This is a genomic window from Microbacterium protaetiae (assembly GCF_004135285.1).
In the GTDB taxonomy this organism is placed as follows: domain Bacteria; phylum Actinomycetota; class Actinomycetes; order Actinomycetales; family Microbacteriaceae; genus Microbacterium; species Microbacterium protaetiae.
The window spans coordinates 3,209,428-3,226,881 of the sequence record NZ_CP035494.1 but is presented as its reverse complement, the minus strand read 5'-3'; the positions used below and the strand labels follow the sequence as shown (position 1 = coordinate 3,226,881).

19 protein-coding genes are annotated in these 17,454 nt (G+C 68.5%); 9 read left to right on the top strand and 10 right to left on the bottom strand.

What is annotated here, in order from left to right; genetic code table 11:
- Positions 1-79: 79 nt before the first annotated feature.
- On the bottom strand, positions 80-427 hold the full coding sequence (rplS, locus tag ET475_RS14965) for a 50S ribosomal protein L19 (RefSeq protein WP_129394036.1): 348 nt from the start codon (positions 425-427) through the stop codon (positions 80-82).
- A 167-nt stretch (positions 428-594) separates the two neighbouring features.
- Positions 595-1,119 (bottom strand): MFS transporter permease, encoded by a 525-nt coding sequence (locus ET475_RS14960; protein ID WP_129392036.1) that lies wholly within the window; start codon positions 1,117-1,119, stop codon positions 595-597.
- 98 nt (positions 1,120-1,217) lie between these two features.
- Between ET475_RS14960 and map the strand changes: the two genes are divergently transcribed.
- Entirely contained in the window at positions 1,218-2,003 is a 786-nt protein-coding gene (gene map / locus ET475_RS14955) for a type I methionyl aminopeptidase (RefSeq protein WP_129392033.1), read from the top strand.
- A gap of 39 nt (positions 2,004-2,042) precedes the next feature.
- A complete protein-coding gene (locus ET475_RS14950; RefSeq protein WP_129392029.1) occupies positions 2,043-2,972 on the top strand; it encodes an NADP-dependent oxidoreductase in 930 nt (309 codons plus the stop codon).
- A 15-nt stretch (positions 2,973-2,987) separates the two neighbouring features.
- Here the strand turns inward: ET475_RS14950 and ET475_RS14945 are convergent, their stop codons facing one another.
- From ET475_RS14945 to trmD, 3 genes are read right to left on the bottom strand one after another with little or no spacing between them, the layout of a single operon-like run.
- The gene (locus ET475_RS14945; RefSeq protein WP_129392026.1) at positions 2,988-3,743 is read right to left on the bottom strand and encodes a class I SAM-dependent methyltransferase; all 756 of its coding nucleotides are present in this window, start codon (positions 3,741-3,743) and stop codon (positions 2,988-2,990) included.
- 25 nt (positions 3,744-3,768) lie between these two features.
- Positions 3,769-4,242, bottom strand: coding sequence for an NUDIX hydrolase (locus tag ET475_RS14940; protein WP_129392023.1), 474 nt, complete (start codon positions 4,240-4,242; stop codon positions 3,769-3,771).
- Between the two features lie 37 nt (positions 4,243-4,279).
- Positions 4,280-4,969, bottom strand: a complete 690-nt coding sequence (gene trmD, locus ET475_RS14935) for a tRNA (guanosine(37)-N1)-methyltransferase TrmD (protein WP_129392020.1) — start codon at positions 4,967-4,969, stop codon at positions 4,280-4,282.
- Positions 4,970-5,120: 151 nt separating this feature from the next.
- Between trmD and nirB the strand changes: the two genes are divergently transcribed.
- From nirB to ET475_RS14905, 6 genes are all read left to right on the top strand, one after another.
- Positions 5,121-7,700 (top strand): nitrite reductase large subunit NirB, encoded by a 2,580-nt coding sequence (gene nirB, locus ET475_RS14930; protein ID WP_207205366.1) that lies wholly within the window; start codon positions 5,121-5,123, stop codon positions 7,698-7,700.
- Complete coding sequence (gene nirD / locus ET475_RS14925) at positions 7,697-8,077, top strand: nitrite reductase small subunit NirD (protein WP_129392016.1); 381 nt, start codon at positions 7,697-7,699, stop codon at positions 8,075-8,077. Before nirB ends, nirD begins: the two co-directional genes overlap by 4 nt.
- Positions 8,074-9,300 carry a uroporphyrinogen-III C-methyltransferase gene (gene cobA / locus ET475_RS14920; protein WP_129392013.1) on the top strand — a complete coding sequence of 409 codons (1,227 nt, stop codon included), beginning with the start codon at positions 8,074-8,076 and terminating at the stop codon, positions 9,298-9,300. Before nirD ends, cobA begins: the two co-directional genes overlap by 4 nt.
- Positions 9,297-10,436 (top strand): uroporphyrinogen-III synthase, encoded by a 1,140-nt coding sequence (locus ET475_RS14915; protein ID WP_129392010.1) that lies wholly within the window; start codon positions 9,297-9,299, stop codon positions 10,434-10,436. Before cobA ends, ET475_RS14915 begins: the two co-directional genes overlap by 4 nt.
- Complete coding sequence (locus tag ET475_RS14910; protein WP_129392008.1) at positions 10,433-11,122, top strand: sirohydrochlorin chelatase; 690 nt, start codon at positions 10,433-10,435, stop codon at positions 11,120-11,122. Before ET475_RS14915 ends, ET475_RS14910 begins: the two co-directional genes overlap by 4 nt.
- A 116-nt stretch (positions 11,123-11,238) precedes the next feature.
- Complete coding sequence (locus ET475_RS14905; RefSeq protein WP_129392005.1) at positions 11,239-12,651, top strand: MFS transporter; 1,413 nt, start codon at positions 11,239-11,241, stop codon at positions 12,649-12,651.
- Between the two features lie 8 nt (positions 12,652-12,659).
- Here ET475_RS14905 and rimM read toward each other — a convergent pair whose 3' ends face one another.
- From rimM to rpsP, 3 genes are read right to left on the bottom strand one after another with little or no spacing between them, the layout of a single operon-like run.
- Positions 12,660-13,313, bottom strand: a complete 654-nt coding sequence (gene rimM, locus ET475_RS14900) for a ribosome maturation factor RimM (RefSeq protein ID WP_129392002.1) — start codon at positions 13,311-13,313, stop codon at positions 12,660-12,662.
- A 1-nt stretch (position 13,314) separates the two neighbouring features.
- Positions 13,315-13,545: an RNA-binding protein gene (locus ET475_RS14895; RefSeq protein WP_129391999.1), complete on the bottom strand. Its 231-nt coding sequence runs from the start codon at positions 13,543-13,545 to the stop codon at positions 13,315-13,317.
- A gap of 5 nt (positions 13,546-13,550) precedes the next feature.
- Positions 13,551-13,961, bottom strand: a complete 411-nt coding sequence (gene rpsP, locus ET475_RS14890; protein ID WP_129391996.1) for a 30S ribosomal protein S16 — start codon at positions 13,959-13,961, stop codon at positions 13,551-13,553.
- Between the two features lie 188 nt (positions 13,962-14,149).
- On the opposite strand from rpsP, the gene ET475_RS14885 reads away from it, so the two are divergent.
- Complete coding sequence (locus ET475_RS14885) at positions 14,150-15,313, top strand: glutamate--cysteine ligase (protein ID WP_129391993.1); 1,164 nt, start codon at positions 14,150-14,152, stop codon at positions 15,311-15,313.
- Between the two features lie 7 nt (positions 15,314-15,320).
- Here the strand turns inward: ET475_RS14885 and ffh are convergent, their stop codons facing one another.
- Both ffh and ET475_RS14875 read right to left on the bottom strand, forming a co-directional pair.
- Positions 15,321-16,868, bottom strand: coding sequence for a signal recognition particle protein (ffh, locus tag ET475_RS14880; RefSeq protein ID WP_129391990.1), 1,548 nt, complete (start codon positions 16,866-16,868; stop codon positions 15,321-15,323).
- A 12-nt stretch (positions 16,869-16,880) separates the two neighbouring features.
- The gene (locus ET475_RS14875; protein WP_129391987.1) at positions 16,881-17,450 is read right to left on the bottom strand and encodes a TetR/AcrR family transcriptional regulator; all 570 of its coding nucleotides are present in this window, start codon (positions 17,448-17,450) and stop codon (positions 16,881-16,883) included.
- Positions 17,451-17,454 lie beyond the last annotated feature (4 nt).

Sequence of the window (17,454 nt, the reverse complement as noted above, 5' to 3'; positions counted from 1 at the left end):
ACTACAGCGTCGCACATTCTCCCAGGAACAGACGACGACGCCCCGAGGCGGGAAGCCTCGGGGCGTCGTGCGCAACGTGTCAGTTGTCGCGCTTCTCCTTGATCTTGGCCTTCTTGCCACGGAGGTTGCGCAGGTAGTAGAGCTTCGCCCGGCGGACATCGCCGCGGGTGACGACCTCGATGCGGTCGAGCACCGGGGAGTGCACCGGGAAGGTGCGCTCGACGCCCACCTGGAAGCTGATCTTGCGGACGGTGAAGGTCTCGCGCACGCCGTCGCCGGAGCGGCCGATGACCACACCCTGGAAGACCTGGATACGGCTGCGGTTGCCCTCGGTGATGTTCACGTGCACCTTGACGGTGTCACCGGCGTGGAAATCAGGGATGTCGGAGCGGAGCGATGCCGCATCGACGGCGTCGAGGATCTGCATGATCGTGTCTCTCTGCGACCGCCACAGGTCGGTCGCGAAGTGGAAGGGATACGTGAGTCGGTGCACGCTGCGCAGTCAGGACGACGCGCGGACTCCCCTGAGGCAGAGTCGGTGCGCGGGCACAAGGCTCCATTCTGCCATGGATGCGGCATCCCGACCAAAACGGGTCAGTGCACGTTGCGTCCATCGCCGGGGCGTCCGACCTCGTTCACCACGATGACCTCGGCATGCTGGCGCGCCCGATCGCGCACATCGGCATCGGTGGGAGCGTCGGTCGGGAGGTCGGCCGGACCGGTTCCCGCCCACCCACGTCGAATCGACCCGCGCGCCTCGCCCCACAGCTGCCGAAGCGACGACCAGAAGATGACGAGGAAAGCCACGACCGCGGCGAGCAGAATCGCGAGGAACACCGGCTCGATGAAGCACCCGAATGCGATCACCAGGCCATGCCAGACAGTGACACCCAAGACATCCCACCACGAGACGGCCCGTTCGGCGCGCACGGTCGGACGGGCGCGGATCAGAAGAGTGATGATCAGCTCACCGACCAGCACGGCGGGAGCTGCGATCAGAAGCACGCCGAGGAACGTCCACCCGCCGGCGTTGAAGATCGCCCAACCGATCAGCATCCAGGCAGGGAGCACGATCGCCGCCGGGTAGAGCCACCGGAAGAAGCCGCGTCGCAACCACATGCGGCGATGCTACTCGCGTCGGCCGAGCGCGACCTGTGCACGCGTCCAGCGCGCGAGCCGTCGCATCCACGACAATGGATGGTGACGAGAGGAAGACGATGATCGAACTGCGCACACCGGCCGAGATCGAGCAGATGCGACCGGCGGGTCGCTTCGTGGCGGAGGTTCTGGCGACGCTGCGAGATGAGACGAAGGTCGGCACGAACCTGCTGCAGATCGATGAACGCGCGCACGCGATGATCCACAAGGCCGGTGCCCAGTCGTGCTACATCGACTACGCGCCCTCGTTCGGCTCGGGGCCGTTCGGCAAGGTCATCTGCACGTCGGTCAACGATGCGGTTCTGCATGGGATGCCGCGGGACTACGTGCTGCGCGACGGAGACCTCGTCTCGCTCGACCTCGCCGTCGCCGTCGACGGGTGGGTCGCCGACTCTGCCGTTTCGTTCGTGGTGGGAACGCCGCGAGCGCAGGATCTCGCCCTCATCGACACGACCGAGCGGGCGTTGGATGCCGCCATCGGCGCCGCCACCGTCGGCAATCGCATCGGCGACATCTCAGCGGCCATCGCCGCAGTCGCGCACGGCGACGGATACTCCATCAACACCGACTTCGGCGGCCACGGCGTCGGCCGGATCATGCATGGCGACCCGCACATTCCCAACGATGGTCGCCCCGGCCGCGGCTACCCTCTGCGCGATGGGCTGGTCATCGCGATCGAGCCGTGGTTCTTGGCCACGACCGACGAGCTGATCACCGACCCCGACGACGGCTGGACGCTGCGCAGCGCCGACGGATCTCGTGGCGCGCACTCCGAGCACACCGTGGCGATCACCGCCGACGGGCCGATAGTGCTCACCGACCGCTCCTTCCTCGGCGTCGCCTGAGTGCGCCCACCCGCTACGACGCGGGTGTTGACTGGGGAGATGGCGAAGAAGTGGATCGCGCCGCGGGCAGGCGGCATCGACGTTCTGGAATTCATCGACGACGAGGTCGCCGCACCGCGTGCGGGTGAAGTGACCATACAGGTGCGGGCGGCGGGAATGAATCCCGCCGACTACAAGCATCTCGCACGGGAGCAATCGGGGTTTCCCCTGGGTATCGGCTACGAGGTGGCCGGAGTTCTCACGCGTCTCGGGCCCGACACGCACATCGCCTCGGGTGGGGGCGCCACAGGTGATGAGGTGCTCGCCTTTCGAGTCGCCGGCGGTTATGCCTCGGAGGTGACGGTTCCTGCCAGCGATGTATTCGCCAAGCCCGCCAATCTGTCCTTCCCGCAGGCGGCCAACCTCTTGCTGGCGGGAACGACCGCGGCCGAAATGCTGGAGCTGACCCGAGTGGGCGACGGCGACGTGGTCCTGCTGCACGGGGCATCGGGTGCCGTCGGAGTCAGCGCCGTGCAGCAGGCGCTCTGGCGCGGCGCCCGAGTCATCGGCACGGCGTCTGCGGCGAACCTCGACCGCGTGCGCTCCTTCGGCGCGGAAGCGGTCGCGTATGGTCCGGGGCTCGAAGCGCGCGTGCGCGAACTCGCACCCGACGGCGTCGACGCCGTGCTGGATGCCGTCGGCACCGACGAAGCCGTGGACGTGTCCGTCGCGCTGCTGCGCGTGGCCACACGAGCAGTGACCATCGTGAAGGGACCGAAGACGGATGCCGCGGGTTTCACCGCGATCGGCGGTGCGATGCCGGCGAGCAAGGCATTCCGCGACAATGCGCGCGCTGGCCTCATCGCCCGCGCCGCCGCCGGTGATTTGGCGGTGCCCGTCGCGCTCACCTTTGAGCTGAGCGAGGCGAAGCAGGCGTTGCGGCTGCTGGCCGAGGGGCATCCCGGGGGCAAGCTCGCACTCATTCCGTGACCGGGTGCGTGCGATTCAGACCGGCAGCGCGTCGTACACGTAAACCACGGTGCGCTGGCGCAGATCGAGGGTCATCCGACCGGCCGTGGCCGGATGTTCGTCGAGTATCGCGTTGATCTCGCCGGTCATTCTGGCGTGTGTTGGCTCGTCGGCCGCGAGGAAGGTGCTGACGGTGTGCCAGCGCCGAATGTAGTCCGCGCGAGCGAGGCGCTCGATCCACTCGATGCGCTCGACCCGGCGAAGCCGGAAGCCCGGCACGTCGTCCTCGTCCTGAGTCGTCTCGTGCTCCGCGGTCTCATCCTCCACGGGGCGCGGGTGCGCGACAGCTGCGCACGCGAGATCCCAGGCACAATCCGGGTGCGAACCGTTCCAGACGAGTCCCAGGGTTCCGTCGCGACGCAACACGCGCCGGATCTCTGTGACTGCGGCATCCCTGTCGAACCAGTGGAAGGCCTGAGCGACCACCACCGTGTCGACACTGGCATCGGGCAAGGGAATCGACTCAGCCGTGCCATCCCGCGCGTCCACCGCAGGAAGCTTGTCGCGCAAGACAGCAAGCATCTGCGCTGACGGATCGACAGCGAAGACATGGTCGGCACGGTTGTGCACAAGCTCAGTGAGCTTTCCGGTGCCTGCCCCCAGGTCGAGGATGGCGCGCACATGATCCGGCACGAGCACGTCAACCGCTGCCGGCGGAAACGACGGCCGATACCGGTCGTATGCCGCTCCCGTCTGCTCGAAGCTGCGGGCCAGACGACGCGTCTCGCTCATCGTCTCAGCGTACGCGTCGGCGTCGTCAACGCCCGCCCTCATACCGAGCCGGCTCGTCGGCATTCCGCGCCAATTCGACACGTCGCCTGTGGTCGTCATCGAGCTCGTCCAGTTCGGTCGGGGCATACCAGCCCACCTCGGTGAGCTCGCCATCGACAGGATGCGGCTCACCAGAGACCCACTCGCACCGGAAAGTGAGTGTGAGGTAGTCGACGGCGTCGCCGTTCGCGTATGTCACGCGGTCCATCTGGTGCACCCAGGCGAGTCTGGTTGCGCGTGCGACAATGCCTGCTTCTTCGCGCACCTCCCGCACCGCGGCATCGGCCGGCTCCTCACCCGGCTCGACGATCCCCGACACCGGTTGACGTTCGCCGTTGTCAGCGCGTCGCCCCAAAAGCACCCGGTCGCCACGGAACACGACCGCCGTGACGCCCACGAGGGGTAACGGCGCGTGACCGATGTGCTTGCGCAGATCGAGGACGAATTCGGGAGTGGGCATATCCCGACGATACCGGCGTCCGGACCCGCGGCCCGCTCTACGGCTCGAGCAGGTCGGGCCGGCGCTCACGCGTGCGCGCAAGCTGCTGCTCATGCCGCCAGGCGTCGACGGCGCCATGGTTGCCGCTCAGCAGCACCGGCGGCACCTCACGGTCTCGCCACAGCGCGGGCTTCGTATAACTGGGGTACTCGAGCAGTCCGTCTTCGTGCGACTCCTCGATCAGACTGTCGGGATTGCCCACCACACCGGGGATGAGCCGTCCGGCAGCCTCCACCATCGCCATGACCGCCACTTCTCCCCCGTTGAGCACATAATCGCCGAGGCTGACCAGGCGCACGTCGCCGAGCGTGGCCGCATAGTCGAAGACACGCTCGTCGATGCCCTCGTAGCGCCCGCATCCGAACACCAGATGATCCCGTCCGCTGAACTCGCGCGCGGTGGCCTGCGCGAACACCTCGCCGGCCGGCGAGGGAAAGACGATGGTCGGCCGAGTCGCGGCATCTCGCACTATCGCATCCAGCGCCGCACCCCACGGCTCCGGCTTCATCACCATGCCCGCTCCCCCGCCGTACGGAGTGTCGTCGACGGTGCGATGCCGATCATGCGTCCAGTCGCGCAGGTCGTGCACCCGAATGTCCAGCAGTCCACTGCTGCGCGCCTTGCCCAACAGCGACACCTCGAGAACATCGAAGAATTCAGGAAAGATCGTCACGATGTCGATACGCACGCAACGAGCCTAGCCAGCCGGCGATCTCACACCGCGCAGCTGCCCCCTGTGACGCGGTCGTAGCGTCGAGGTAATCAGCGCCGCGACGACGTCACGAACTCGAAACACGCACCACACACCCTCGAAAACCCGCGTTCGTATCGTGAAGGCCATGAACCCGGACGATGCACTCCCCCGCCTGGTCGTCGTCGGTGCCGGAATGGTCGCGCACCGCCTGGTCGAGAGCATCGTCACCCGCGAGCCCGGCAGCTGGCAGATCACCGTTCTCGGTGACGAAGACGTCGCCGCCTACGATCGCGTGGGACTCACCGTCTGTCTGACAGGCACCGAGCCCGCCGAGATCGCCCTCGATCCCAGCGTCTTCGCCGCCGAGGGCGTCACGCTGCGCACCGGCGTACGCGCCACGCAGATCGACCGCACGGCCCGCACCGTGCACTGCGACGACGGGTCCACGCACCCGTACGACCGGTTGGTTCTCGCGACCGGCTCTTCCGCCACGCGCCCGCCCGTCGACGGCGCCGACCATGCTGCGTGTTTCGTCTACCGCACGCTCGACGACGTTCTCACTCTGCGCTCGTTCGTACAGCGGCGCACGGCCGAGCTGGATCGCCCGATGACCGGCGTCGTGATCGGCGGCGGTCTGCTCGGACTCGAAGCGGCCGGTGCCCTGCAGACGCTCGATGTCGCGGCGACCGTCGTGCAGTCGTCCGACCGGCTGATGTCCGCCCAGCTTGATCGCCCCGCGGGCGACGCGCTGAGACGCCTCATTCAGGAACGCGGGATGTCGGTGGTCACCGAAGCACGCAGCACCGCCGTCGTCACCGACCGGACGGGCATGATCTGCGGGGTCGCGTTCGGTGACGGCACGACGCTGGCAGCCGATGTCGTCGTGTTCACCGTCGGGGTGCGACCGCGTGACGAACTCGCCCGCGACGCCGACCTGGCCATCGATGAGCGCGGCGGGGTGGTCATCGACGCTCAGTGCGCGACCAGCGACCCGGCGATCCTCGCCATCGGCGAAGTCGCCAGCTTCGAGGGCCAGTGCATCGGGCTGGTCGCGCCCGGCTACGCGATGGCAGAGGTCGCCGCCACGCACCTGCTCGGCAGCGCGGCATCCTTCCCCGGCTACGACCAGTCCACCAAGCTCAAGCTCGCGGGCGTTGACGTGGCGACCTTCGGCGACGCGTTCGGCACCACCGCGGGCGCCCTCGACGTGGTCTATTCCGACCCGATTGCGGGCCTCTACAAAAAGCTCGTGCTCTCCGACGACGCACAGACCCTGCTCGGCGGCATGCTCGTCGGAGACGCGACCGCCTATGGAACGCTGCGTCCCCTCGTCGGCCGCCCGCTCGGCGGCGACCCGGTCGCCTATCTCATGCCCGCAGACACGGTCGCTGCGGCGCCGTCCGGCGACCTTCCCGACGATGCGCTGGTGTGCTCGTGCAACGGCATCACGGCCGGGCGCATCCGCCTGGCGGTTTCCGAAGAAGGCTGCACCGATGTCGCCGGCGTGAAAGCGTGCACACGGGCCGGTGCCACGTGCGGATCGTGCATCCCGATGGTCACGAAGATCGTCGGCGCCGAGCTGGCAAAGACCGGCCACGCCCTGCGCAGCGGGCTGTGCGAGCACTTCGAGATGACCCGTCCGCAGCTTTTCGACGCGATCCGGGTCACCGGTCTCGACACCTTCAGCGCCATCGTCGAGCGCTTCGGCACGGGACGCGGGTGCGATATCTGCAAGCCGGTCATCGCCAGCATCCTCGCCTCGCTCCTGCACTCCCACGTGCTCGACGGCGAGAACGCCGCCCTCCAAGACACCAACGACCACGTCATGGCGAATCTGCAGAAGGACGGCTCGTATTCGGTGGTCCCGCGAATTCCCGGCGGTGAGATCACGCCCGACGGTCTGCTCGCGATCGGTGAGGTCGCCCGCGACTTCGGCCTGTACACGAAGATCACCGGCGGCCAGCGCATCGACATGTTCGGTGCCCGGCTCGAGCAGCTTCCGGAGATCTGGGGGCGACTGGTGGATGCCGGTTTCGAGTCGGGCCACGCATACGGCAAGTCGATGCGCACGGTGAAGTCGTGCGTGGGCTCGACATGGTGCCGGTACGGCGTGCAGGACTCCGTCGGCATGGCCGTGCGGCTGGAGCTGCGCTACCGCGGCCTGCGCTCGCCGCACAAGCTGAAGTTGGGCGTCTCGGGCTGCGCTCGGGAATGTGCCGAAGCGCGCGGCAAGGACGTGGGTGTCATCGCCACCGAGGCCGGCTGGAATCTGTACGTGGGCGGCAACGGCGGCTTCACGCCCCGGCACGCGACACTGCTGGCCGAAGACCTCGACGACGAGATGCTCGTCACCGCTATCGACCGCTTCGTGATGTACTACATCCGCACCGCCGATCGCCTCCAGCGCACCGCGGCGTGGCTGGAAGACCTCGATGGAGGCATCGACGCGCTGCGGGCCGTGATCTTCAACGACAGCCTCGGAATCTGCGCCGACCTCGACGCCGCGATGGCCACCCACGTCGACGCGTACGAGGACGAGTGGAAGGCCACTCTCGACGACCCCGACAAGCTGCGCCGGTTCGCCTCATTCGTGAACGCCCCCACCCTTCCCGACCCCGCGCTGGCCTACACGATCGAGCGCGGTCAGCCCCGGCCCGCCACCGCCGACGAACGCGATAACGGACGCGTCCTCATCGCCGGCACCACCTTGGAGGTACGCTCATGACCCTGCTCGCTCCCCCCGCCGCCACCACCCACGCCGCACAATGGACCCCGGTCTGCGCGATCGACGACCTGGAGTCCGAGCGCGGGCGCGCCGCCCTCGTCGGCGACACCCAGATCGCGCTGTTCCTGCTGTACTCAGGTCGCATTCACGCGGTGTCGAACCGTGACCCTTACAGCGGCGCGCACGTGATCGCGCGGGGCATCGTCGGCAGTCGAGACGGCGCTCCCACGGTGGCCTCCCCGATGTACAAGCAGGTCTTCGACCTGCGCACCGGCCGGTGTCTCGACGCCCTGGGCAAAGAGGAGAAGTCGCTGACAACCTGGCCGGTGGCGGTGCGCGGCGGTGAGGTGCTGGTGCGCTGGGGGTCGACGCTGTGACCACCCTTCTGGGTCTCTCGCTCGCGGGGCGGACCGTGCTGTTCGTCGGCGGCGGCGCCCTCGCCGCTCGGCGCCTGCACCGGTTCCTCGCCGAAGACGCCGTCGTACGGATCATCGCACCGGTGCTGCATCCCGACGTGGCCGAACTTGCCGCACAGCACGACCTCGATTGCACACGGCGAGCTGTGCGTGCCGGCGACCTCGATGATGTGTGGCTCGTCCACACCGCCACCGGCGACCCGCGCGTGGACTCATGGGTCGCCGGTGTGTGCGAGCAGCGGCGCATCCTGTGCGTGAACGCGTCCGACGGCTCGCACGGCACGGTGCGCCTGGCCGCAGAGACCCGCGCGGGCGATTCTGTCGTGGGGGTCGTCTCAGACTCAGGGGTGGATCCTGGGCGCTCGGTGCACGTGCGCGACCAGATCGCCGATGCACTGCGCGCGGGTCGGATGTCGATGCGCCGGCACCGGCCGACGGGTGCCGGCAGAGTGAGTCTGGTGGGCGGCGGGCCCGGGGCCGCCGACCTCATGACGGTTCGCGGACGGATGCTGCTGGCCGAGGCCGATGTCGTCATCGCCGATCGCCTCGGCCCGACCGAGGTGCTCGACGAACTTCCCGCCGACGTCGAGATCGTCGACGTCGGCAAACGCCCCGGCCACCATCCTGTGCCGCAGCAGGCCATCAACGCGCTTCTCGTCGAGCACGCTCGCGCGGGGCGACATGTCGTGCGGCTGAAAGGCGGCGACCCGTTCGTCTTCGGTCGCGGCGGCGAAGAGGTGGCCGCCTGCCTCGCGGCCGGCGTCGCCGTCGATGTCGTGCCGGGAGTCTCCAGTGCCCTCGCTGTTCCCCAGGCCGCCGGCATCCCGGTGACCCATCGCGGTGTGGCCGCAGCCGTGCACATCGTCAATGGCCAGGCGGATCTGTCCGAGACGACGCTCGCTGCCCTCGCCGATGCACGCACCACGACAGTGATCCTCATGGGCGTCGCTGCCCTTCCACGCCTGATCGACGCCGCGGTGCGTGCCGGGGTTCCGATGGACCGCCCTGTCGCGATCGTCGAGCGCGGACACACCGCTCACCAGCGCATAACCCGCAGCACGGTGGGCGAAGTGGTGGCCGACGCGCGCGCGGTCGACGTGCACAACCCGGCGGTGATAGTGGTGGGAGAGGTGACACAGGCCGGCCTGCTGCTGGCCGCCGACGTCGCCGCGGTCGCGGCATGACGGCGCGCGCGAATCTGTCGGCGGCCCTCGCCGGCTGCACGATCGTCATCACCGCTGACCGCCGCAGCACCGAGTTGACCGCAGCGCTCGAACGACACGGCGCGCGCGTGCAGCACGCGCCGGCGTTGACGATCGTGCCGCACGCCGATGACACCGCCCTAGCGCTGCGCACACGAGAACTGCTCGACGCACCGCCAGATGTCGTCGTGGTCACCACGGGCGTGGGATTCCGCGGGTGGATGGAGGCCGCCGACGAGGAGGGGCTCGGCGACGATGTGCACCGCGCTCTCGCCGGCGCTCGGTTTCTCGCACGTGGTCCGAAGGCGCGCGGCGCCATTCAGCAGGCAGGGTTCGACACGGCATGGGTCGCCGAGACCGAGACGGCCGCCGAGCTCGGCGCATATCTGGTGGCCGAGGGGCTGACCGGTCGAAGAATCGCTGTACAGCACCACGGAGCGGGTGCTGACGGTCTCGACGAGTTGTGCACCGCGCATGGTGCAGAAGTGGTGAGTCTGACCGTCTACCGGTGGGGGCCGCCGCCCGACCCCGACGCGGTCCGGCGGTCGGTGCACGACGCCGCCGACGGCGGCGCAGATGCCGTTCTGTTCACGTCGGCACCCGGTGCCGCGGAATGGCTCGCCTGCGCCGTGCGGGAAGGACTGCGCGCACCGATCGCCGCACGGTCGGCATCGCGCCGGCTGCTCCTGGCGGCTGTGGGCCCGGTCACTGCCGCTCCATTGCAGGCTGCGGGCCTGACCACGACCGTCGCCGATCGTGGCCGTCTGGGAGCGCTGGTGCGCACCGTCATCGGCCACTTCGGCACGGGCGGAGCCCACGCCGTCGAGACGCCGGCCGGTCGCCTGCAGCTGCGCAGCACGGGCGCCGTCGTCGACGGGTCGTTCCTTCCGTTGTCACGCACGTGCGCTGCGGTGCTCGAGCTGCTCTTCGACGCTGACGGCGCCGTCGTCTCGCGTCGCGCTCTGCAGCGCGCGCTGCCACGCTCGGCAGAGAGCACGCACGCCGTCGACATGGCCGTGGCCCGACTGCGCGAGGCGCTCGGGGTACAGGGGCTCATTCGCACGGTGATCAAACGCGGCTATCGTCTCGAGGTGCGCGAGGGCGCGCTCACATCATGACCCCCGTGCTCATCGGCTGCTCACACGGCACGGCGTCGGCGCAGGACCGTGCGGCGATCCGCGCTCTGCTCGACCAGGCGCGCGTGCTGCTGCCCCACGTCGAGGTGCGCGAGGGGTTCGTCGACAGACAGAAGCCCTCGCTCGACCACGTGATCGCCGACGTTGCGCCCGGTGTTCCCGTGGTCGTCGCTCCGCTCCTGCTCTCAACCGACCATCACACGAAGATCGACATCGAAGATGCGGTGCGCCGCCGCCCCACCGCGATCTCGACTCCCGCGCTCGGTCCGCACGACCTTCTGGCTCTGGTGCTCGAATCGCGGCTCGACGAGCTCGGGCTGCGCGACGACGACGGCGTCGTGCTCGCCGCGGCGGACTCTCGCGATCCGGCCACGGCGCGCGCCGTGTCTTCGATGGCGGAGCGCCTGAGCATCTGCATCCGCCGCCCGGTCGGGGTCGGCTTCGCCACCGGCCGCGCCCCGCGGCTGGCAGAGGCCGTCTCCACGGCGCGCATGGCACGTGCCGGCCGCGTGGTGGCCGCCAGCTATGTCCTGGCGCCCGGGCATTTCGCCGATCTGGTGAGGGATGCCGGAGCCGATGCCGTCACACAGCCGCTGGCCCCCGACCCGCGTGTGGCCGCGATCATCGCCGAACGCTTTCACGACGCCGTCGCGACCCTGGCCGCGTGATCTCACGCGACCGTCCCGATCGTCGTGAGCGAGGATTGACGTCGGGGCAATAGGCCGGGTCAGTGGCGGGAAACACGCGTCTCATAGCGTCGGATCATCGACGAAGGGACGCCCTCATGACGACCGAACCCGTACTGACCTCGCTTCCGACAGCCGAACCCGGCGCAGCATCCACGCGTCCAAGACCTCACCGCGGCAGCCGCTGGATCCAGGATTGGCGGCCCGAGAACGCCGACTTCTGGCACACCACGGGCCGCGCGGTAGCGCGCCGCAACCTCTTCTGGTCGATCTTCGCCGAGTTCCTCGGCTTCGTCGTGTGGCAGCTGTGGAGCATCGTGGTGGTGATGCTGCCGGCCGCAGGGTTCACCCTGACCACGGCGCAGTCGTTCTGGCTCATCTCACTGCCGAGCCTGGTGGGGGCCACGCTGCGCTTTCCGTACACGTTCATGGTCGCGCGCTTCGGTGGCCGAAACTGGACGATCGTCTCGGCCAGTCTGCTGCTGGTGCCCACGGTGCTGCTGAGCGTTGTCGTCGCCCACCCCGAGACGCCCTTCGGCGTGCTGCTGGCCGTCGCCGGCCTCGCCGGACTCGGCGGTGGGAACTTCGCGAGTTCGATGGCCAACATCACCTACTTCTTCCCGCACCGAGAGAAGGGTTGGGCGCTCGGACTCAACGCAGCAGGCGGCAACATCGGTACAGCTGTCGCGCAGCTCCTGGTGCCAGTCGTCGTGTCGCTGACCGCTGCGACCGCAGTGGGGATCTCCATCGCAGGGTGGATATGGATCCCCCTCATCCTCGTCGCCGTCTGGGGCGCATGGCGGCACATGGACAATCTGTCGACCGCGACCTCCGACCTCCCCGCGTCGCTGGCGGCGCTGCGTGAGCCGCACCTCTGGCTGCTCGCCCTGCTGTACATCGGCACGTTCGGCTCGTTCATCGGATTCGCGGGGGTGTTCCCCAAACTCATCGCCGACGAGTTCCCCGCGTTCTCGTCGTTCCGCATCGGCCAGGCTGCGCTCTCGCTCGCCTTCTTGGGGGCCCTGGTGGGTTCGCTCGCCCGCCCGTACGGCGGGCGTCTCGCCGACCGGTTCGGCGGAGCGCGCATCACACTGATCGCGTTCGGCGTGATGGCGCTCGGCGCCCTCGCGCTCATCCTCGTGGCGCCCGCCGGCGGCTTCTGGGCTTTCCTGTGCTGTTTTCTGTTGCTGTTCGCAGCCACGGGGATCGGCAACGGATCGACTTATCGCATGATCCCCAGTGTCTTCGCCGCGCGCGTCCGTGTGCGCGGAACGGATCCTGTGCGGGATGCCGCGGCAGCACGCACCTCATCGGCTGCGCTGGGCATCATCTCGGCCATCGGCGCGTACGGCGGATTCGTGATCCCACAGCTGCTGAGCGCATCGAAGTCGGCCACCGGAGACTACACGAGCGCGTTCTGGGGTTTCGTCGCGGTGTACGCGCTGCTGATGGTGATCACCGCCATGGCCTATGCGGTTCCGCGCGCCGCGCTGGGTCGCCAGCGCATCTGATCAGCGGATCAGCCGGCGTCGTCGGTGGATGCTGCGGGCCCATCGCCCTCGTCAGCATCCGTCGGCAACTCCTCGAACAGGCCTGCGGGCGGCGTCACGACGACGCGGCCGGCGGCGACATCCACTTCGGGAACTATCGCCTTCACGAACGGCACCAGCACTTCACGCTCGTCGTGCAGCACGGCGAGCAGGTCTTGGGCGGGCAGGTGGTCGACCCGCACCACACGCCCGACGATGTCACCGCCGCGCACGACCTGAAGACCGACGAGCTGGTGGTCGTACCAGGCGTCATCCTCAACCTGTTCGGCCGCATCGGCCTCGACCCACAGGATGGCCTTGACCAGCTCTTCGGCCGCCGTGCGGTCTTCCACGCCGTCAAGGAAGACGACAGGGTGCGAGTTCATCCAGCGGAACTCGCGAATGGTGACCGACTTGCCGTGCCAGGGCGACGACTCGGGCACCTGAAGGGTGAACACGGCTCCCGGAACGAAGCGCCCGTCGGGGTCGTCGGTGTACAACTCGAGCTTGAGGGCTCCCTTGAGCCCGTGCGCCTTGAGCAGACGTGCGACGCGCAGCTGGGTTCCGGCCGGCTTCGGCGACCGCTTCTTGCCCGCAGGCTTGTCGACAGAGCGAGCTGCAACGGGTTCTGTGTCAGAGCCCATCTCAGTCGTCCGCGACGTCGACGCGCACGCGGCGTCCGTCGGCCAGCGCGGTGATGAGCGTGCGCAGGGCCTTGGCCGTGCGGCCGCCGCGCCCGATGACGCGTCCCCGATCGTCGGGGTGAACATGCACTTCGAGCACGTCGCCTCGCACAGAGGTGGACTCGTCGATGCGCACGTCGTCAGGGTGATCCACGATCCCCTTGACGACGTGCTCGAGCGCGGCTGCCAGCACGGTGACTACTCGGCGTCGGCCGCAGGGGCCTCGTCGGCGGCGGTCTCGGCGGCCGGAGTCTTCTTCTCGGCCTTGGGCTTGACGACCGACTTCTTCGAGGAGTCCACCTCGAACGCGGGCTTGGCTTCCTTGACCTTGACGGTCGAGACGGCGTTCTTGTCGCCCTTGAACTTGCCCCAGTCACCGGTCAGCTTGAGGATGGCCCGCACCTGCTCGGTCGGCTGCGCGCCGACGCCGAGCCAGTACTGCGCACGCTCAGAGTCGACCTCGATGAACGAGGGCTCCTCGGTCGGGTGGTACTTGCCGATCTCTTCGATCACACGACCGTCGCGCTTGGTGCGCGAGTCGGCGACGACGATGCGGTAGTACGGGGCACGGATCTTGCCGAGCCGCTTGAGACGGATCTTGACAGCCACGATTCTCCTGAATGTGTGTGGAAATGATGAACCAGTCGCCTGGAGCGTGGGGTGCACACCCGGCGGAAGCTCGAAGGTGGAGGCACACGCCGGATAGAGGGTCGGGCGTTGCTCCGACGGTCAATTCTGCCAGATGTCGACGGATGCCGCGAACCGGCCGACCGGCGCGCGCGTGGCAGACTGTGCGAATGGGGGTGCACTTCGCGTCATCCGACCGTTCCACCGTCGGACTCGAGTGGGAGATCATGCTCGCCGACCGCGAATCCGGCGACCTCGTCCCACGCGCCCCCGAGATCCTGCCGCTGCTGCACGACCGCAGCGCTGACGCGCGCTTCACCGTCACGGGCGAACTCCTCACCAACACCGTCGAGGTCACCAGCGGCGTCAGCGGCACCGTCGCCGAGGCCGCGCATGACGTCGCCGACGCCATCGCGGCGCTGCGCGCGATCACCGACCCTCTCGATGTCGAGCTGCTCTGCGCCGGCAGCCATCCGTTTGCGCAGTGGTACGACCAACAGGTCAGCGACAAGACCAGGTACCACACGCTGATCGAGCGCACGCAGTGGTGGGGCCGCAACATGATGATCTGGGGCATCCATGTGCACATCGGCGTCGAAGACGCCGACAAGGTGTTCCCACTCATCGGAGCGCTCTCGGTCTACCTCCCGCACCTGCAGGCGCTTTCGGCGTCCAGCCCGTTCTGGGCCGGTGAGCGAACCGGCTACGCCTCGAATCGGTCACTCGTGTTCCAACAGTTGCCTACCGCCGGGCTTCCCTGGCCACTGCGCGACTGGGCACAGTTCGAGTCGTACCTCCACGACATGGTCGACACCGGCGTCATGGCCGACGCCAGCGAAGTGCGGTGGGACATCCGCCCCGCTCCTCGGTGGGGCACGATCGAAGTGCGGGCATGCGACGGCATGTCGACGCTGCCCGAACTCGCCGCGGTCGCCGCGCTCGTGCAGGTGCTCGTCGAGCATTTCTCACGAGAACTCGACGCCGGGCGGCCTCTCCCCCGCTTGCAGCCGTGGTTCCTACGAGAGAACAAGTGGCGCGCGGCGCGGTACGGGCTCGACGCGCGCATCATCGTCGATCGTGCCGGCACCCAGCGCCCGGTCGCCGGTCATGTCGCCGAACTCGTCGACCAGCTCGCTCCGGTCGCCGAGGAACTGGGGTGTGTCCGCGAGCTTGCCGGCGTGCGATCACTCATCGACAACGGCAACAGCTCGACCCGACAGGTGCGCGTCGCCGATGCCGCCGATGGTGATCTGCGCACCGTCGTCCAGCACCTCATCCACGAGTTCCGCACCGGGCCCACCCTGCGCGAGCATCTCGCACGCCTCGACGGCTGACGCGGTCTCAGCCGTTGCCGAGCATCTTCTGCAGCTCGGCGATATCGGTTTCGGTGGGCACCTTCTTGCCGCTCAGGCCGAACCCCGATCCCGTCGACGGGGCGGTCTGCGCGCCCAGCCCGGCGTTCTCGGCTGCGCGCTTGGCCGGGTTCCCGGAACGCGAGCCCTTCTTCTTCTTCTGCTGCTTTCCGCGCTTGCTCGAGGCCCCCGGCTTGCCCATCGCGCCCATGCCGGGAATGTTCGGCACGCCACCGCGTGCGACGGTCTTCATCATCTTGGCGGCCTGCTCGAAACGCTGCACCAGCTGGTTCACGTCGGTGACGGTCATGCCGGCACCGCGGGCGATGCGCAGCCGCCGCGAGCCGTTCAGCAGCTTCGTGTTGCGACGCTCGGCCGGCGTCATCGAGCGGATGATCGCCTCGGTGCGGTCGACCTCACGCTCGTCGAAGTCGTCGAGCTGCTGCTTCATCTGGCCCATGCCCGGGAGCATCCCGAGCATCTTCTTCATCGAGCCCATCTTGCGCATCTGCTGCATCTGCTCGAGGAAGTCCTCGAGCGTGAACTGCTCGGTCGCCAGCTTCTCGGCGACCTTGCGCGCCTCTTCTTCGTCGAACGCTTCCTGTGCCTGTTCGATCAGCGTCAGGATGTCGCCGAGATCCAGGATGCGGCTGGCCATGCGGTCGGGGTGGAAGGGCTCGAGATCATCGAGCCCTTCGCCGGTGGACGCGAAGATGATGGGGCGACCGGTGACCGAGGCCACCGACAGGGCGGCACCGCCGCGCGCGTCGCCGTCGAGCTTGGAGAGGACGACACCGGTGAAGTCCACGCCCTCTTGGAAGGCCTTGGCCGTGTTGACCGCGTCCTGTCCGATCATCGCGTCGATGACGAACAGCACCTCGTCGGGCTGGGTGGCCGCACGGATGTCGGCGGCCTGCTTCATCAACTCGGCATCCACACCCAAGCGGCCCGCGGTGTCGATGATCACGATGTCGTGGAGGGCACGCCGGGCGTGCTCGACGCCGTCGCGGGCCACCCGCACCGGGTCGCCCACGCCGTTGCCCGGTTCGGGCGCATAGATCGCGGCACCGGCCTGCTCGGCGACCACCTGCAGCTGGTTCACGGCATTCGGGCGCTGCAGGTCGGCGGCGATCAGCAGCGGCGTGTGCCCGTCCTTCTCCAGCTGTTTGGCGAGCTTTCCCGCGAAGGTCGTCTTACCCGACCCCTGGAGCCCAGCGAGCATGATGATCGTCGGCGGGTTCTTCGCGAACTGCAGCCGACGCTGCTCGCCACCGAGAATCGCGATGAGTTCTTCGTTGACGATCTGCACGACCTGCTGCGCCGGGTTCAGCGCACGATTGACCTCGTCAGAAAGGGCACGCTCGCGGACCTTCGCCGTGAAGTCCTTGACGACCGTGAGAGCGACGTCGGCATCGAGCAGCGCACGCCGGATCTCGCGGACGGTGCCGTCGACATCAGCGGGCGTGAGCTTGCCCTTGGTGCGCAGATTGCGAAAGGTCTCGGTGAGCCGATCGGAGAGGGTGCCGAATGTAGCCATGATCCCCCGATTCTACGGGAGCAGATCCGGCACCAGTGCGAGAGCCCGCTCAAGCGTCGGCTGCAGGGGCGCGCGTCCGGCGCCATCATGCGCCCAGGCGCGCACGGCCGCCCAGACGGCACCGGCGAAGGCCGCCCCCATGACCGCGGCGCGCAGCGACTCGAGGCCGGCCTGTTCCAAGCGATGGGCGGCGGCATCGGCGATCCGCGCGCGGCGCACCGCGGCCTCGCGGTCCAGTTCGTCTGCGATGCCCATCGCCTCGGCGTTCACGAGCGCCAGTGCCAGTGCGTCGGGAGCGAAGTCGCCGGCGATCTGTGCCAGGGCGGGACGCACCTCGTCACCGGCCGAGAGCCGCCGCAGCGCGGCATCCATTCGTTCATCGAACACCGCCCACAGAATGTCGCTCTTCGACCCGAAGTAGTTGAAGAAGCTCGAGCGGCTCACCCCGGCACGTCGGGTGATGTCGACGATCGCGGTCGCGGCGAAGCCCTGTTCGAGGAACAACTCGCAGGCGGCCTCGGCCAATGTCGCGCGCGACGATACCTTCGGCCGGCCGGGGCGCGAGACAGCAGGATCGGACACGCCC